The 16,225-nt window shown below is 71.6% G+C and carries 15 protein-coding genes; 9 read left to right on the top strand and 6 right to left on the bottom strand.

Going from position 1 to position 16,225, the window contains the following annotated elements; all coding sequences use genetic code 11:
- Positions 1-42 precede the first annotated feature (42 nt).
- Positions 43-888, top strand: coding sequence for an alpha/beta fold hydrolase (locus ACWDR3_RS16700; protein ID WP_450353213.1), 846 nt, complete (start codon positions 43-45; stop codon positions 886-888).
- On the opposite strand, the gene ACWDR3_RS16695 is transcribed toward ACWDR3_RS16700, so the two are convergent.
- The 5 genes from ACWDR3_RS16695 to ACWDR3_RS16675 form a co-directional block, all read right to left on the bottom strand.
- Positions 872-1,456: a TetR/AcrR family transcriptional regulator gene (locus ACWDR3_RS16695; protein WP_450353212.1), complete on the bottom strand. Its 585-nt coding sequence runs from the start codon at positions 1,454-1,456 to the stop codon at positions 872-874. The genes ACWDR3_RS16700 and ACWDR3_RS16695 overlap by 17 nt on opposite strands.
- A complete protein-coding gene (locus ACWDR3_RS16690; protein WP_450353211.1) occupies positions 1,453-2,937 on the bottom strand; it encodes an MFS transporter in 1,485 nt (494 codons plus the stop codon). The genes ACWDR3_RS16695 and ACWDR3_RS16690 overlap by 4 nt, the downstream gene beginning before the upstream one ends.
- A gap of 88 nt (positions 2,938-3,025) precedes the next feature.
- Positions 3,026-4,243: an FAD-dependent monooxygenase gene (locus tag ACWDR3_RS16685; protein WP_450353210.1), complete on the bottom strand. Its 1,218-nt coding sequence runs from the start codon at positions 4,241-4,243 to the stop codon at positions 3,026-3,028.
- A 119-nt stretch (positions 4,244-4,362) separates the two neighbouring features.
- The gene (locus ACWDR3_RS16680; RefSeq protein WP_450353209.1) at positions 4,363-5,058 is read right to left on the bottom strand and encodes a ribonuclease H family protein; all 696 of its coding nucleotides are present in this window, start codon (positions 5,056-5,058) and stop codon (positions 4,363-4,365) included.
- 30 nt (positions 5,059-5,088) lie between these two features.
- Positions 5,089-5,889 (bottom strand): VOC family protein, encoded by an 801-nt coding sequence (locus ACWDR3_RS16675; protein ID WP_450353208.1) that lies wholly within the window; start codon positions 5,887-5,889, stop codon positions 5,089-5,091.
- A 150-nt stretch (positions 5,890-6,039) separates the two neighbouring features.
- On the opposite strand from ACWDR3_RS16675, the gene ACWDR3_RS16670 reads away from it, so the two are divergent.
- From ACWDR3_RS16670 to ACWDR3_RS16655, 4 genes are all read left to right on the top strand, one after another.
- A complete protein-coding gene (locus ACWDR3_RS16670; RefSeq protein ID WP_450353237.1) occupies positions 6,040-7,047 on the top strand; it encodes a zinc-binding alcohol dehydrogenase family protein in 1,008 nt (335 codons plus the stop codon).
- Positions 7,048-7,271: 224 nt separating this feature from the next.
- Positions 7,272-8,711, top strand: a complete 1,440-nt coding sequence (locus ACWDR3_RS16665) for a family 2B encapsulin nanocompartment shell protein (protein ID WP_450353207.1) — start codon at positions 7,272-7,274, stop codon at positions 8,709-8,711.
- A gap of 16 nt (positions 8,712-8,727) precedes the next feature.
- Complete coding sequence (locus tag ACWDR3_RS16660; protein ID WP_450353206.1) at positions 8,728-9,777, top strand: family 2 encapsulin nanocompartment cargo protein terpene cyclase; 1,050 nt, start codon at positions 8,728-8,730, stop codon at positions 9,775-9,777.
- A gap of 44 nt (positions 9,778-9,821) precedes the next feature.
- Positions 9,822-10,697 carry a geranyl diphosphate 2-C-methyltransferase gene (locus ACWDR3_RS16655; RefSeq protein WP_450353205.1) on the top strand — a complete coding sequence of 292 codons (876 nt, stop codon included), beginning with the start codon at positions 9,822-9,824 and terminating at the stop codon, positions 10,695-10,697.
- Between the two features lie 7 nt (positions 10,698-10,704).
- Here ACWDR3_RS16655 and ACWDR3_RS16650 read toward each other — a convergent pair whose 3' ends face one another.
- Positions 10,705-11,115: an STAS domain-containing protein gene (locus tag ACWDR3_RS16650; RefSeq protein ID WP_450353204.1), complete on the bottom strand. Its 411-nt coding sequence runs from the start codon at positions 11,113-11,115 to the stop codon at positions 10,705-10,707.
- Positions 11,116-11,338: 223 nt separating this feature from the next.
- Between ACWDR3_RS16650 and ACWDR3_RS16645 the strand changes: the two genes are divergently transcribed.
- The 4 genes from ACWDR3_RS16645 to ACWDR3_RS16630 all read left to right on the top strand — a co-directional run bounded on the left by ACWDR3_RS16645 (position 11,339) and on the right by ACWDR3_RS16630 (position 16,223).
- Positions 11,339-12,013, top strand: a complete 675-nt coding sequence (locus ACWDR3_RS16645; protein WP_450353203.1) for a response regulator transcription factor — start codon at positions 11,339-11,341, stop codon at positions 12,011-12,013.
- Between the two features lie 30 nt (positions 12,014-12,043).
- Positions 12,044-13,705, top strand: a complete 1,662-nt coding sequence (locus ACWDR3_RS16640; RefSeq protein ID WP_450353202.1) for an ATP-binding protein — start codon at positions 12,044-12,046, stop codon at positions 13,703-13,705.
- Positions 13,706-13,811: 106 nt separating this feature from the next.
- Positions 13,812-14,741 carry an SGNH/GDSL hydrolase family protein gene (locus ACWDR3_RS16635; protein ID WP_450353201.1) on the top strand — a complete coding sequence of 310 codons (930 nt, stop codon included), beginning with the start codon at positions 13,812-13,814 and terminating at the stop codon, positions 14,739-14,741.
- 189 nt (positions 14,742-14,930) lie between these two features.
- Positions 14,931-16,223, top strand: a complete 1,293-nt coding sequence (locus ACWDR3_RS16630; protein WP_450353200.1) for a hypothetical protein — start codon at positions 14,931-14,933, stop codon at positions 16,221-16,223.
- Positions 16,224-16,225: the final 2 nt, after the last annotated feature.

Genomic DNA, 16,225 nt, shown 5'->3' with positions numbered 1-16,225 from the left:
AGCGGTTGCGGTCGTCCGAAGGGCGCTGAGAAGGTCGTGATCATGCCTGCCTTCTCCGCGCCCGACGGAACCGAACTGGCCTACCACCTGACCGGAGAGGGCCCACCCCTGGTCTGCGTCCCCGGTGGCCCCATGCAGGCCTCCGCCTACCTCGGCGACCTCGGTGGCCTGTCGGCGCACCGGCGGCTCGTCCTGCTCGACCTGCGCGGGACCGGGGAGTCCGCGACGCCGGACGACTCGTCCTCGTATCGCTGCGACCGTCAGGTCGACGACGTGGAGGCTCTGCGCGAGCGCCTCGGCCTCGACCGTCTCGACCTGCTCGGGCACTCCGGCGGCACGAACCTCGCGCTGCTGTACGCGGCCCGCCACCCGGAGCGCGTCCGCAGCCTGACGCTGGTCGCGCCGAGTGTGTACGCCGTCGGGATCCCGGTCTCCGGGGATGTCCGGCGCGACACCGCCCTGTTGCGCCGGGACGAGCCGTGGTTCGCGGCGGCCTTCGAGGCGCTGGGCGAGATCGGCGCGGGGCGGGCCGCCGCCGAGCACTGGGCGGCCGTATCGCCGTTCTTCTACGGCCTTTGGGACGCGGCCGCGCAGGCGCATCACGCGGCCGGAGAAGCCCAGAGGAATCAGGAGGCCGCGGCGGCCTACGGCGGCGAAGGGGCCTTCGATCCGGAGGCCACGCGGGCCGCGCTGGCCCGCTTCGACGCGCCCGTTCTGCTGCTCGCCGGCGAGGTCGATCTCAACTCCCCGCCGCCCGTGGTGCGGGAGGTCGCCGGGCTCTTTCCGAAGGCCGAGGTCGTGGTGCAGGCGGGCGCCGGTCATTTCCCGTGGCTGGACGACCCCGCGCGGTTCGTGGCTACGACCGCCGGGTTCACGCGCTCGGCGTGAGGTGCGTCTGCACCGCGGGGGCGTAGCGGTCCACGACGTCCTCCAGGGGTGCCTGGCGCAGTTCGGTGCCGCGGGCGATGCCGTAGATCACGCCGAGTCCTAGCAGGGCGGCGACGGCCAGTTCGGCGCGCAGTCCCGCGTCGGGGCCGTCGAGGCGAGCGGTGAGGCGGGTGGTCACCTGGCTGCGGAAGTTGGCCCGCAGGATGTCGCCCTGTTCGCCGTGCAGGGGCGCGAACACGATCCGCAGCAGGGGGTCGGCGCCCTGCTGGGACTGGCTGAACAGCACGTGCCGGACCATGTGCCGGCCGAGTTCGTCGAGCGGGGCGTCCAGCAGCACGTCCGCGTCGGCCTCGAAGGACATGACGCGGGCGAAGAGGGCGTCCTTGTTGCCGAAGTACTTGAGAATCAGCGGCGCGCTGACGCCGGCCCGCTCGGCGACCGCCTTGAGCGTGATGTCGGCGTGGGCGTGCCGGGCCAGCAGATGCCGGGCGGCCTTGAGGATGGCCGCCTTGGTCGCCTCGGCGTCGCGGCGGGTGGGCGCGGTGGGAGGAGTGCTCACGGCACTCATGCTCCCTCCAACGCCTCGTCCCGGCTGCTCCGGGTGCGGTCCTGGGCGCGTTTCGTCCCGTCGGACGCCGGGTCGTCGCCAGGGATGGTCAGGGCCGCGGCGCTGGCGGCCAGGGCGATGGCGCCGGCCATCCCGAAGGCGAGCAGATAGCCGTGCAGGGTGGGCACAGGGGCGCCGCCGACGAGGCTGGTGTGGTGGACCAGTACGGCGGCGACGGCCGCGCTGGAGACGGCCTGGCCGATGGTGCGCATCAGGACGTTGACGCCGTTGGCGGAGGCGGTCTGCTCGGCCGGGACCGCGCGCAGGATCAGGGTGGGCAGCGCCGAGTAGGCGAGGGTGGTGCCGGTGGCGACGACCGTCGCACCCAGGATGATCATCCAGAGGTCGCGGCTGTCGGCGATGCGCACCGCGTAGCCGCAGGCGATGACGGCGGCCCCGAGGGCGAGCGTGATCCGTGGACCGCGGGACGCGGAGATGCGGGCCGAGACGGGCGAGAACAGCAGCATGGTGATGCCGCCGGGCAGCAGGCACAGGCCGGTGGCCACGATCGACAGGCCGAGCCCGTACCCGGTGGCCTTCGGCGCCTGTACCAGTTGGGCGGTCACCAGGGAGTTGGCGTAGAACGCGAACCCGGTGAGCAAGGCGGCCACATGCGACAGACCCACGCGCGGCCGGGAGACCAACCGCAGGTCCACCAGCGGGAGTTCGGTGCGCAGTTGCTGCCACCACCACAGACCGAGCACGGTCACGGCGGCGAGGAACAGGCCCAGCACCGAAGGGCTCCCCCACCCCCACTGCCCGCCCTGGGAGACCCCGAGCAGGAGGCACACCAGTCCGGCGGCGAGTCCGAGGGCGCCCACCGTGTCGAAGCGGCCCGGCTGCCGTACGGGCGACTCCTTGACCGCCCACCACACGCCCGCCACGCCCAGCGCGCCCAGGGCGCTGGTCAGCCAGAACATGGTGTGCCAGTCGGCGTACTGCACGACGAGCGCGGCCAGCGGCAGGCCGAGCGCGGCGCCGATGCCGACGGTCGAACTCATCAGGGCCACCGCGGAGCCCCGGCGCTCGGGCGGCAGTTCGTCACGCAGGATGCTGATCGACAGCGGCACCACGGAGGCGGCGGCGCCTTGCAGGGCGCGGGCCGCGATCAGCACGACGATGTCGGACGACAGGGCGCACATCACCGAACCGACGGTCATCAGGGCGAGGGCCCCGGTCAGCACCCGGCGTTTGCCGTACATGTCACCGGCCCGGCCGAGGACGGGGGTGAGGACGGCGCCGGACAGCAGGGTCGCCGTGACCAGCCAGGAGACCGCGCCCGCCGAGGAGTTGGTCAGCCGGGGCAGGTCGGGCAGCAGAGGGACGACCACTGTCTGCATGACGGCCATGAGGATGCCGCCGAACGCCAGCACCGGGATCGTGAGCCGGTCCCGCAGGGCCCTCCGGACGGAGGGCTCGGCTATCGGTGCGGGCTGGTCCATCGGCGCTCCAGGCGAAAAAGAAAGGGTGAATGGCAATTCACCATAGCCGGTGAATTGCCATTCACCCAAGGTGGGGCCGGTGCGGGGCCTACTTGCGGGAGGCCAGCGCCCGCGCGTGCACCGTGCGGGCGACCTTCGGTCCGAGCCAGCGCTTGAACCTGCGCAGCGCCTCCAGTCGCCCGGCCGCCCGGTCCATCCGGTAGTAGAGCTGGGGCGGCACGTAGGGCAGCAGTGGCGAGTGGCGCTGGCCGAGCAGGGCGAACATCCGCTCCGGCGGCAGATGCATGTAGCGGGGCAGGTTCTCGTACCACTGGGCGCTGTAACGGGCCGCGCTCTGGATCGACAGGAGGGCCGCCTTGCGTTCCCGCTCGTAGTGGGCGAGGGCGTCGGGCAGTTCGGGGTGCCCACGCAGCGCGTCCGCCAGCGCGATGGCGTCCTCCAGGGCGAGCGTGGTGCCGGCGCCGATCGAGTAGTGCGTGGTGTGGGCGGCGTCGCCGACGAGGACGAGGTTGTCGCTGTACCACGTGCGGTTGGTCAGGGTACGGAAGTTGAGCCACGGGGCGCTGCCGTCGCCGGTCGAGCGGCCGATCAGGGGGTGGCCGTCCAGGACGTCGACGAAGAGCTTCTCCAGGAGAGCCAGTCCGTCGGCCTCGTTCGCGGTGTCGAGGCCGAGCCCGGCCCAGGTCTCGGGGGCGCACTCGACGACGCAGGTGCTGCGCTCGGGGCTGAAGGCGTAGCCGTAGCACCAGATCCAGCCGTGGTCGGTCTCCACGAAGGCGAAGGTGAAGGAGTCGAAGACCTTGCTGGTGCCGAGCCAGATGTAGTGGTTGCGGCCGGGCCGCAGTTCGGCGCCGAAGTGGTCGGCGTGCCGGGTGCGCAGCGCGCTGTTGACTCCGTCGCCCGCGACGACCAGGTCGGCGGCGGGCAGGTTCCCCTCGGTGATCTCGTGCTCGAACTCCAGCCGTACGCCCAGTGAGCGGGCCCGGGCGGCGAGGATCTCCAGCAGCCGGTGCCGGCCGATGCCGAAGCCGTCGTCGCCGGGCTGCCGGGTCGTCAGGTCGCGGACGCGGGCCGTGCCCTCGTTCCAGGTGACGGAGTGCTCGGACAGCGCGCGTGCCGACTCGGGGTCGAGCGCGTGCAGTTTGTCGAACAGTCCGCGCCAGTAGGTCACGCCCCAGCCGTAGGTCGAGCCCTCCGGATCGCGCTCGTACACGGTGATGTCGTGGGACGGGTCCTGCCTCTTCAGCAGGATCGAGAGATACAGGCCGGCGGGCCCGCCGCCGACGCAGGCGACCTTCACACGCACCCCTATGAGCTACCCAATGCGGTCAATTGGCAACGCAGAGTAGCAGGAGGCGGGTGCGGGTCAGGGCCGCTCGGGGACGCGTCAGCCCGTCGGGGTGATACGGCTTGGACGTTGACCTGTCAGGCCTCGACCGTGGCGCACTCCGGGTGGCCCCAGCTCTGCCCGTTCTTGCTGATGGGCTCGCCGGCGGCGTAGGCGCGGCCACAGGAGCAGCGGCCCGGGAACTTGGCCTTGATGGTGCGCGAAGCGCCCCCGCGCGGCTTGGCCGCGGCGGACTTGCGGCGCGGGGCGCCCTTGGACTTGGGGGTGTCCGGGGAGGGCGGCGGCTCGGGTGAGCCGAGTTCGCTGCTCGCGGGTTCCTGGACGATGGCGGCCTGGCTGGCGGCGCGGTCGGCGAAGTCGTTGAGCGGGTCGCCGTCGACCTGGTGGGCGGGGACGTAGCGGAAGTCGACCGTGCGGCCAACGAGCAGTTCGTCGATGCGGACGACCAGTTCCTGGTTGGCGACGGGCTTGCCGCCCGAGGTCTTCCAGCCGTTGCGCTTCCAGCCGGGCAGCCAGGTGGTGACCGCCTTCATGGCGTACTGCGAGTCCATCCGCACCTCAAGGGGCACGTCCGGGTCGGTCGACGTCAACAGGCGTTCCAGCGCGGTGAGTTCCGCGACGTTGTTGGTGGCCCTGCCGAGCGGTCCCGCCTCCCAGCGGGTCACGTTCTCCGTCTCGTCCGCGACGACCCAGGCCCAGGCCGCAGGACCCGGATTTCCCTTCGAAGCGCCGTCGCACGCGGCCACCACACGTTCACCCATGCGCCCGATCATGCCATGGCCGCGCCGCGCGTCCGGCCGGGCCTACGAGACGTCGACGCTCTGCGGCATCTCCCCCGCCGTGGTCGTCACGTCGATCACCGAGAAGTTCGCGCCCTGCGGGTCGCTGAGCGACGCGAACCGGCCGAACGGGCTGTCCATCGGGCCGAATCGGAGGATGCCGCCCTGCTTGGTGGCCTTGGCGACGGCGTCGTCGCAGTTGTCCACGCTGAAGTAGACGTTGATGTACGGCGTTACCTCGGGCGGGAATTCGTCCGTCATCCGCATGCGGCCCAGGACCGTGTTCTCACCGAGGTCGTACATGCGGAAGTCGACGTTGTCGTCCTGCACCTGCTTGGCCGTGTAGCCGAAGACCGCGGGGAAGAACACGTCGGACTTCTCGGGCTCGCGAGTGAAGACCTCGGCCCAGCAGTACGCGCCGGTCTGTTCGGGCGGTGCCTCGAAGCCCTCGTGGATGCCGGCCTGCCAGATGCCGAAGACGACACCGCTCGGGTCACGGGCCAGGCACATCGAGCCGAACTCGCCGACCTGCATGGGCTCCATCAGGATCTCGCCGCCGTTGTCCCGGATCCGGCCGGCGGTCGCGGACGCGTCCGGGGAGGCGAGGTAGAGGCACCACTGCGACTGGCCCTCCTGGCCGGGCATCGGCGGGACGACCGCGGCGACCGCCTTGCCGTCCGCGTAGGCCTGCGTGTAGTTGCCGTACTCCGACGACGCCTCGCCGAAGGTCCAGCCGAGGACATCGCCGTAGAAGCTCTTGGCGACCTCGACGTCACCGAACATCGCGTCGGTCCAACAGGGGGTTCCCTCAGGTTGTACGGCCATGATCGCGGCCCTCTCCCGAATCGGTGGTTGGTCCGTTTCCTCACGCTAGTCATCCGTCCGGCCGAGCGCGCGCCGAACGCGGCGGTCCGTCCCAGACTGGACGGGGGCCCTTCGACACGACGGACGGGGTGCGGGATGGCGGACGGGGTGATGCGCGCGTGGTCGGTGGTCGAGCCGGGGCCGGTGGAGGAAGGGGCGCTCCGGCTCGTCGAGAAGCCGGTTCCGGTGCCGGGTGACGACGAGTTGCTGGTGCACGTGCGCGCGTGCGGGGTGTGCCGGACCGATCTGCACGTCACCGAGGGCGATCTGCCGGTGCACCGGCCGGGGGTGACGCCCGGGCACGAGGTGGTCGGCGTGGTCGCCGGGCTCGGGGCGGGGGCCGACGGTTTCGCCGTGGGCGACCGGGTGGGCGTGGCCTGGCTGCGGCACACCGACGGGACCTGCGGGTACTGCGCGCGCGGTGCCGAGAACCTGTGCCCGGCGTCGCGGTACACCGGCTGGGACGCGGACGGCGGCTACGCGCAGTACACGACCGTGCCCGCCGCCTTCGCCCACCGGCTCCCCGACGGGGTCGACGACGTGGCGCTCGCCCCGCTCCTGTGCGCCGGCATCATCGGCTACCGCGCGCTGCGACGGGCGGCCCTGCCGCCGGGCGGGCGCCTGGGTCTGTACGGCTTCGGCGGCAGCGCCCACCTGTGCGCGCAGGTGGCACTGGCCGAGGGCGCCCGCGTCCACGTCATGACCCGCGGCGCCGCCGCCCGGCAGCTGGCGCTCGACCTGGGCGCCGCCTCCGCGCAGGACGCGTACGCGAGCTCGCCGGAGCCGCTGGACAGCGCGATCCTGTTCGCGCCGGTCGGCGACCTGGTCCCGGTCGCCCTGCGCGCCCTCGACCGCGGCGGGGTCCTGGCCGTCGCCGGCATCCACCTCAGCGACACACCGCCGCTGCACTACGAGACCGAGCTGTTCTACGAGAAGCAGCTGCGCAGCGTCACCGCCAACACCCGTGCGGACGCGCGGGAGTTCCTGGAGCTCGCGGCCCGGCACGGCGTGCGCGCCACCACGCACACGTACCCCCTGTCGCGGGCCGACGGGGCGCTGAACGACCTCAAAGCGGGCCGTTTCGACGGTGCCGCCGTACTGGTGAACGACCTGTTCTGAGCGCCCGGGTGGCACGTCACCGGCGCGCGAGCGCGGCGCCTCCAACCGCCTGCCCCGATCCCGGAGTTTGCGCCTCGGGGAGGCGAAACCGCCCCCTTCGCGCTGTACCGAGCCCACCGCCGCCCCTGTTGCCTTGTACAGGCGGTGCGTACCTGTCAGCCACCGCTTCGCCGCCTTCACCTCCGACCACTCCGCTCACCCCTGTACACCCTCAGGGAGGGAATGTGTCCGCCCCCGAAAGCGTCACCGACCCCGCCACCGACGAACCCGCCCCCGCAGACGCGGCGGCCGAACTCACCAGTCTCAGTACGCGGGCGGCGCGCCAGCTCGCCACGACCACCAAGTCCGAACCGCAGATGCAGGCCATCAGTTCGCGATGGCTGCTCAAGTCCCTGCCGTGGGTGGACATCAAGGGCGGCACCTACCGGGTCAACCGGCGCCTCCAGCTGCGGATCGGGCGCGGCCGGGTGCATTTCGAGCAGAACGGCGCCGACGACATCAAGGTCATCCCCGAGACACTCACCGAACTGCCCGTGCTGCGCGGATACGAGGACATCGATGTCCTCAGGGAGATCTCCACCCGGTTCCGGGTGCGCGAAGTGCGCGCCGGTCAGGTGGTGTTCGAGGCCGGGCAGCCGGTCACGGAGACCTATCTGATCGTGCACGGCCGCTTCACCCGCTACACGGCGGGCAAGTACGGCGAGGAGGAGATCCTCGGGGTGGTCTCCGACGGCGACCAGATGGGCGACGAGGCCATCGGGCAGTCCGATCCGCTGTGGCTGAGTTCGGTACGGGCGGAGACCTCGGGCGTGCTGCTGGTGCTTCCCTGGGACGTGGTCCGGGAGTTCACCGACCGGGTGGCGTCGCTCGCCGAGCACCTGGAGGCGTACGCCGAGTCGCAGCGGCTGCCGATGAACCGCAAGGGCGAGGCCGATGTCCCGGTGCAGGCCGGCCATGTGGGCGAGCCGACGATCACCGGCGGCTTCGTCAACTACGACCTCGCGCCGCGCGAGTACGAACTCTCGCTCACCCAGACCGTGTTGCGGGTCCACACCCGCGTCGCCGATCTCTACAACGACCCGATGGACCAGACCGAGCAGCAACTGCGCCTGACCGTCGAGGAGATCCGCGAGCGCCAGGAGTGGGAGCTGGTCAACAACCGGGAGTTCGGGCTGCTGCACAACGTCGACTACGGCCAGCGCGTGAGCACCTTCACCGGTCCGCCGACCCCTGACGACATGGACGAACTGCTCGCCATGCGCCGTAAGACCAAGGTGTTCCTGGCGCATCCGAAGGCGATCTCGGCCTTCTTCCGGCAGTGCAACCGGCGCGGCCTGGTGCCGGGCACGGCGAGCGTCGACGGGCACGAGGTGCCCGCCTGGCGCGGGGTGCCGATCTTCCCGTGCAACAAGATCCCGGTCAGCCGGCAGCACACCAGCAGCATCATCGCGCTGCGCACCGGCGAGGCCGACCAGGGAGTCGTCGGGCTCTACCAGACGGGCATCCCCGAGGAGTTCCAACCCGGCCTGAACGTGCGGTTCATGGGGATCGACACCGCCGCGATCATCAGCTACCTCGTCACCGCCTACTACTCGATGGCCATCCTCGTGCCCGACGCGGCCGGGATCCTGGAGAACGTCCAGATCGGCCGGACGGCCGACTGACCCGGTGGAGTACGGAATGAGCACGCCCACGTCCACATCCTCTCTGCCCGGTCCGCCGAACCTCGCCCGCAGCGTCAACTCCCGGCGCACCGGGGCGGTCCCGGGACTCAGGTACCGGCCCGCCGTCCCCGCCGATCCGGAGAAGGTCGCCGAGGTCGACCGGCGCCTTGAGGCCTGGGCCCGCGGCCTCGACCTGTTCCCGGCCGCGTGGAAGGGGGACTTCTCGGGGTTCCAGTTCGGCCGGGCCGTGGTGCTCCAGCACCCGGGGGCGCTCGATCTCGAACGGCTCACCGTGGCCGGGGAGTTGCTGCTCGCCGAGAACCTCGTCGACAGCTGCTACTGCGAGGAGGACGAGGGTCGCGGGGCCTCCCGCCGCGGGCTCGGCGGCCCGCTGATCCTGGCCCAGTCGGCGATCGACCCGTACCACGGGACGCCCGCGCTGGAGGCGCAATGGCGCGAGGGCATGCAGGCCGACGGACCGCTGCGCTCGTACCACTGGGCGGTCAAGGACTACGCGGGCTTCGCCACGCCGAGCCAGACCGACCGCTTCGTGCACGACATCGCCCGCCTGCACCTGGGCTATCTCGCCGAGGCCGCCTGGGCGGAGACCCGGCATGTGCCCCAGGTGTGGGAGTACCTGGTGATGCGGCAGTTCAACAACTTCCGGCCCTGTCTGTCGATCGTCGACGCGGTCGACGGCTACGAACTGCCCGAGCCGGTCTACGCCCGTCCCGAGATCCAGCGGATCACGGCGCTCGCGTGCAATGCCACGACGATCGTCAACGACCTGTACTCGTTCACCAAGGAACTGGCCGGCGACCCCACCCACCTCAACCTCCCGCAGGTCATCGCCGCCAACGAGCGGTGCGGCCTGAAGGCGGCCTATCTCAGGGCCGTCGAGATCCACAACGAGATCATGGCCGCGTTCGAGGACGAGTCCGCCCTCCTGGCCGCCGTCTCCCCGCTCGTGGAGCGCTACGCCCAGGGCCTGTCCGACTGGGTGGCCGGCAACCACGAGTGGCACGCCACCAACACCCACCGCTACCACCTTCCCAACTACTGGTAGGCGCAGCTCCGATGAACCATCAGCAGGACAAAGAGGAGTCACCGTTGACCATCGCCGCCGCAAGTACCCGGAACGCTCCGGTGCCGACCCAGTCCACGTACCAGACCCGTGTCGCGGACTACTGGAACGCCGAGGAGAACCCGGTCAACCTGGAACTCGGCCGGATCGACGACCTCTACCACCACCACTACGGCATCGGACCGGCCGACCGGTCGGTGCTCGAAGAACCGGACGACGCGCTCCGGCGGGAGCTGATCACCGCCGAGCTGCACCGGCTCGAGCACGCCCAGGCCGAGTTGCTCGCCTCGCACCTCGGCCCGCTGACCCCCGCGGACCGGGTCTTCGACGCCGGCTGCGGGCGTGGCGGCGGCAGTGTCGTGGCGAACCTGCGCTACGGCTGTCACGCCGACGGCGTGACGATCTCCGCGAAGCAGGCCGCGTTCGCCAACGAGCAGGCACATCGGCGCGCCATCGACGACAAGGTCCGCTACCACCACCGCAACATGCTCGACACCGGCTTCGCGACCGGCGCGTACGCGGCGTCGTGGAACAACGAGTCGACGATGTACGTGGAGTTGGAGCTGCTGTTCGCCGAGCACGCCCGGCTGCTGCGCCGCGGCGGCCGGTACGTCGTCGTCACCGGCTGCTACAACGACACCTACGGGCGGGCCTCGCGCGAGGTGTCCCTCATCAACGCGCACTACATCTGCGACATCCACCCGCGCTCGGAGTACTTCCGGGCGATGGCCCGCAACCGGCTCGTCCCCGTCCATGTGCAGGACCTCACCGCGGACACCCTCCCCTACTGGGAGTTGCGGAAAGAGGCCGGTCACCTGGTCATGGGCATCGAGGAAACGTTCCTGAGCGCGTACAAGAACGGCAGTTTCCAGTATCTGCTGATCGTGGCCGACCGGGTCTGAACTCCGGTCAGGCCCAGGGGCGTTCGCTCGTTCCGGTGACCCTGGACACCGCCTGCGGGAAGGTGGTCGCCGGATCGAACAGCTCCAGTGAGCCGTGGGCGTGCAGCAGCCGCAGGGTGCGCTCGGGGCACAGCAGGGCGAACGCGCCGCCGCCGGCCAGGACGCGGCGGCGCAGGCGCAGCAGCAGGTTCAGGCCGGTGGAGTCCACGAAGGTCACGGGCCGCAGGTCGACGATGTACGCCGGTGCGCGCAGCGCCACGACGGAGTCCAGCCAGCTGCGCAGCTCCACGGTGTTGGCGAGATCGATGTCGCCGTGCAACTCGGCGAGGAGCAGGCCGTCGGCGGCGGGCAGGACGCCTTCGTCGCCGGGCGGTGGCCAGCAGACCCTGCTCACGGGTTCCAGAATGTTCTCGTGCACGTGCCTCGGTCCCCGTTCCCTGCGCATCCCGCGTGCCCCGACACGGGCCGGTGCGGGGGTTGCTCCATCCCCGCCCCGCACCGGCCCGCGCCGGGACTCCCCCCGGTCGGCTCCCCTTGAACCGTGGGCGATTACTGTTCTACCTTCGCCACATGGTCGGGGCATCAACGGCCGCTCATCAGCGACACAACGAGCGGGCGGCAGATGGGCCGGGTGATGCGGAATGCGTCCGCACCTCGCGCTGATCGAGGACGAGCCCGACTTCGCACTGATGTGCCGTTCCTATCTGGAACGCGCCGGATTCATCGTCACCTGGGCCATGGACGCGCGCGCCGGAAAGTCCGTGCTGTACGAGGGCGGTGTCGATCTGGCCGTCCTCGACCTGGGTCTTCCGGACGGCAGCGGGCTCGAACTGCTGCGCGCGCTGCGGTCCACGAGCCGGCTGCCGGTCATCGTCGTCTCGGGGCGCGCGGCGGAGGCCGACCGGGTGGCGGGCCTGGAGATCGGCGCCGACGACTACCTGGTCAAGCCGTTCTCGCAACGGGAGTTGGTGGCCCGTATCCACGCCGTGCTGCGCCGCTCGCAGCCGCCGGACACGGCGACGGTGCTCCAGGTCGGCTCGCTGCGCGTCGACACCGCGGCCCGGCAGGCATCGGGCGGGGACATCCAACTCGTCCTGCGCCCCAAGGAGTACGCCCTGCTGGAGATGCTCGCGGCGGCGCCCGGCCGGGTGTTCTCGGCCGCGCAGGTGCTGGAGCGGATCTGGGGTTCGTCCTGGCAGCAGCCGGCGACGGTGGTCGAGCACGTGTACCGGCTGCGCGGCAAACTCGCGGACCTGCCCCCGCCGGCCCCGCGCATCACCACCGTCCGGGGCTACGGCTACCGCCTCGACCCCTGAGTCCCCGCACCGGCCCCCGGAGGTCCGACCGTGCCCGATGTCCCGGACTTCCGGCTCCTGTTCGACGCGACCCTGTCCCCGCTGCTCATCCTGGACCCCGACTTCACCATCGTCGAGGTCAACCGCGCCTATCTGAGCGCCACCCGGACCGAGCGGAGCATCGTCGGCAGGCCGGTCTTCGACGTGTTCCCCGACAACCCGGAGGACCCGTCGGCGGACGGGGTCGCCAATCTGCGGCGGTCCCTTGAGACGGTCCGGGCGAGCGGACGTACGGACACGATGGCACTGCAGCGGTACGACATCCCGACGAGCGAGGAGGGAGTCTTCGCCGAGCGGTACTGGAGTCCCGTCAACTCCCCGGTCGTCGACGCCGAGGGGCAGGTCGTCTTCATCATCCACCGGGTCGAGGACGTCACGGAGTTCGTGCATCTGCGCCGGGTGGGGCGCGAGCAGCGGCGGGCGGTCGCGGACGCGCAGATGCGGGCCGAGGGCATGGAGATCGACCTGTTCGTGCGGGCACGGGAGATCCGCGAGGTGAACGAGCAGTTGAGCCGCGCCAATGCCGAACTGGACGCGGCGGGGCGCCGGTTGCGGGAGGAGCAGCGGGCCAAGGACCGGTTCATCGCCACGCTCTCGCACGAGCTGCGCAACCCGCTGGCGGCAGCGTCCGCGGCGACCGAGCTGCTGGCCCTCGACATCCCCGACGGCCATCCGGCACTGTCCGTCCTGGAACGGCAGTTGGGCACGCTGGCCCGGATGAGCAACGACCTGCTGGACGGTACGAGGGCGGTGACCGGGCGCATGGAGCTGGTGCGCGAGCCGGTCGACCTGCGCTCGGTCGTCGACGGGGCGTGCGCCGACATCCACGGCCTGTTCGAGCACGAGGGCCGTACGCTCGGCGCCGTCCTGCCGCCGGGCCCGGTGGTCGTGGACGGCGACCGGCTGCGGCTCGCCCAGGTGTTGACGAACCTGCTGTCGAACGCGCTCAAGTACACGCGGCCCGGCGGTCACACGGAGGTCGGTCTGACCGCCGGGGACGGACTGGCCCGCCTGACCGTGCGCGACGACGGCATCGGGTTCGAACCCGCCCAGGCGGAGGAGCTGTTCGGGGTGTTCATGCGGGCGGCCCCGGCCGGCCCCGACACCCCGGAGGGCCTGGGACTCGGGCTCGCGGTCGTGCGGACGGTGCTGGAGCTGCACGGCGGCGAGATCACCGCGCACAGCGAAGGCCCGGGCAAGGGCGCCACGTTCACGGCCGTCCTCCCGACCACCGACTCCACGGCCCCGCAACACCCCCGCCCGGCACCCCTCCGGACCGCCCCGCGCGCCCTGTCGATCCTGATCGTCGAGGACAACACCGACCTGGCCGCCACCTACCGCACCCTGCTGGAACGGCAGGGCCACCAGGTCACGGCGGTGCACACGGGCACCGACGCCCTCTCCGTCACCGAGTCGCACCCCTTCGACGTCGTCCTGTGCGACCTGGGGCTGCCGGACATGGACGGCTACGCGATCGCCCGCGCGCTGCGGTCCCGACCGGACGGCACCGGCCTCCGCCTGATCGCGGTGTCCGGCTTCAGTCAGGGCACCGACCGTGCGCTGTCCCGGGCCGCGGGCTTCGACGCCCACCTCACCAAGCCGCTGCCCCTGACGGACCTGCTGGATCTCCTGGAACACCTCGGCGAGCCCTGACCGCAAGGCCTCGGCACGGCCTCAACAACGCCCGATGTCTTCCCCGTTGTGCCGCGCTGTGCTTGCCTGGTGAGCCGATTTCGGGCTCCGGGGCGGGAGTTGTTGCATGCGGAAGCCGTGGATCGTGGGGGCGCTGCTCTCCGCAGTGCTGCTGCTCGGCGCCTGCGGGGACCCCGCGTCCGGGCCGGAGGAGGCGCCGCCGACCCCCAGCCTGCCGGGTACGCCCGCCGCGACCACGCACCAGCCGCAGCAGGCGCCCCCCTCCGCGTCCGCCTCGCCGCGCACCCGTCCCGCCGTGGCACCCCGGGTCCTCTACCTCGGCGACTCGCTCGCCATGGAGGCCCAGAACGTGGTCGGCCAGGAACTCCGCCGGGATCTGGGAGCGACGTACACGAGCGCCCCGTACTCGGGGACCACACCGTGCGACTACCTGGAGGGCACCGGTGAGAAGTCGCTCGTCCCCGACACGGCCAAGGCCGCGGCGCTGGTCCGCGAGCGGCATCCGGACTACGTGGTGCTGCAGTTCTGGGGCAACGCGTGGGCCTACACGTGGTGCATGGACGGGATCACCTACGACGCGTCCCCGAAGACGTACTTCGAGCGGTACGCGGCCGACATGCGCAGGCTCACCGCGCAGATCGCCGACGCGGGCGGGTCGCGGCGCCCGAAGGTCGTCTGGGTGCTGCAGGGCCCCGACCCGATCACGCCGGACCGGGTCCGGCGGGTGAACGACCTCTACGACAAGCAGGCCGCCGCCTCGGGCGACCTGGTCGCCGACGCGGGCGCCACGGTGAGCCCGGCCGGGGCCCGCTACACCTGGTCGCAGTACCTGCCGTGCACGGCCTACGAGCACGCACACCCCTCCTACTGCACCGATCCCGGCACCGACCGCACGGCCCTGCACTACGGCAAGGACTATCTGCACTTCTGTCTGGCCCCGACCACGTCCACACCGAAGCCGTGCCCGGTCCGCTCCCCCGGCATCCTGCGGATCGGCCGGGAGATCACACGGGTGATCGGCGAGGACGCGTCGTAGGGCCGAACGCCCTGCAGGTGATCGCCGAGGTGCCGACGCAGGTGGCGGCGGTGGCATAGCGGTCTCCGGGTTTCGCTCTCCAGGTTTCGGTCTCCGGGTTTCGCCCGTACGGCCCCTCCCGGCGTGCCGACGTCCTGAGCTCCGGCGGGAATGGGGGCAGCGGACGGCCGGACGGAACCGGGAGGCACCATGAGCGCCCCGCAGGATCCCGGCCCACACAGACCCCGGCCCGGCCGGATCGCCCGCGCCATCACCTCCGCGATCCTCCTGGTGCTGACCTGCGTCCTGGTCCCGGTCGCCCTGCTCGCCACCTGGGTGCACGACATCGCCCTCGACACCGACCGCTATGTGGCGACCGTGTCCCCGCTGGCGACGCGCCCCGGCGTACGGGACGCGGCCGTACACCGGATCACCGACGCTGTGGCCGTGCGCGTGGACGGCACGCAGGCCGTCGGGGACATCTCCACCTGGCTGGAGTCGCAAGGTCTGCCGTCCCGGGCCGCGGCCGCCGTGCGGATGCTGGGTCCGCAGGTGGACGACGCCGTGCACGAGGCGGTGAAGAAGGTGGTGACCCGGGTCGTGCGCAGCGACGCCTTCGCGAAGGTGTGGACGTCCGCCAACCGGACCGCCCACGACGCCGTGGTGCACGCCCTCACCGGTGAGGGCCGGGGCGCGGTCGGCGTCGACGAGGGCACGGTCACGCTGGACGTCGGGGCGGCCGTCGACCAGGTGAAGAAGGAACTGGTGGCCGAGGGACTGGCGCCGGCGGACAAGATCCCGCAGGTGGAGAAGGAGCTGGTGCTCCTCCGGTCCGACCAGTTGGATCGCATCCGGGGTGGCGCGCGGCTGCTGGACGTGGTCGGGAACTGGCTGCCCGTCCTGCTGGTGGTGCTCGGCGCGTCGGGTGTGCTGCTGGCACGCGAGCGTCGGCGCGCCCTGGCCCGTACCGCCCTGGGGGCGGCCTTCGCCGCGCTGCTCGTGGGGATCGCCCTCGTCGTGGCGCGCCGGTACTACCTGGACCATCTCCCGGCGCAGATCCAGTCACCGGCCGCCGCGGCGGAGATCTTCGACACCCTGCTCCGCTTTCTGAAGTTCAGCCTGCGCACGGCCGTCGTCCTGGGCGTGGTGATCGCGCTGGGCGCCTATCTGATCGGCCCCGGCCGGCTGCCGGTCGCCGTCCGCAGGACGTCCGAGCGCACGGCCGACTCGGCGGCGACCTGGGCGTACGGCCATCAGATCCACGCCGGTCGCGCCGGAACGCTGGCTCAGGCGCACCGCCGCTGGATCACACTCGGCGCGCTGCTCGTCGTGGCGCTGGTCTTCGCCCTGTGGAACGACCCGACAGTACTGACCGTCGTACTCCTCGCCCTGGTCCTGCTGGCCGTCCTCGCCGTGCTCGCCCTGCTGGCGGCCGGCGGCCGGGCCGCCCTCGCCGCGGACGCGGAGGGGTCGGGCCGGCCGCCGGAGGCCACCGAGCGCTAGGG

It is taken from the genome of Streptomyces sp. NPDC001002 (assembly GCF_053599215.1).
Note: the sequence above shows the minus strand (reverse complement) of the source record. Positions and strands in the feature narration are given on the sequence as shown.